A 546-nucleotide genomic window follows, 5' to 3' on the forward strand; every position below is an offset into this window, starting at 1 on the left:
CGCGAGCAGTAGCTCCTATGTCAAGCCGCGGCTGATTGCGGGGCTTGGTGGCGGGTGTTGTGGTCGGCGAGTAGAGCACGGTAGACGGCGCGAGCGATGTGGCGTTTGACGCAGCGTCGGGCGCGACGGCTGGTCTTGCCCTTGGTGATGAGCCGTTGGTAATAGGCGTGGCCGGGGCAGTCGGGCATCCGGATCTGGGTGAGCGCGATGCGATGGATGGCGGAATTGAGTTGTCGGTTGCCCGAGCGACTCAACCGCATCTGCCCGGCGGTCTGACCCGACCACACCGGGATCGGCGCCACTCCGGCATGGCAGGAGAACGCGGCTTCGCTTTTGAACCGGGCGATGCCGGCGGCCTCGCCGACGATCTTGGCCGCGGTCAGTTCCGCGCAGCCCGCAATGGCCAGTAGTGACGGGGCCACCTCGCGGACCCGCTCACCGATGCGCCGGGCCAAGGCGGTGATCTCCGCGGACAGTCGGATGACATCGTCGAGTTCGGCGCGTGCCAGTTCGGCGACCAGTCCGGGCACCGTGTCCAGCCACCCG

Annotated in this window: 1 protein-coding gene; it reads right to left on the reverse strand. The window is 67.9% G+C overall.

Translation table 11 applies throughout. From position 1 onward, the window contains the following. Nucleotides 1–20 precede the first annotated feature (20 nt). The coding region (locus AC5Y2S_RS28930) for a transposase (protein ID WP_499960057.1) at nucleotides 21–546 on the reverse strand (526 nt) is incomplete at its 5' end.

The sequence above is a fragment of the Mycobacterium sp. NGS69 genome (assembly GCF_059812165.1).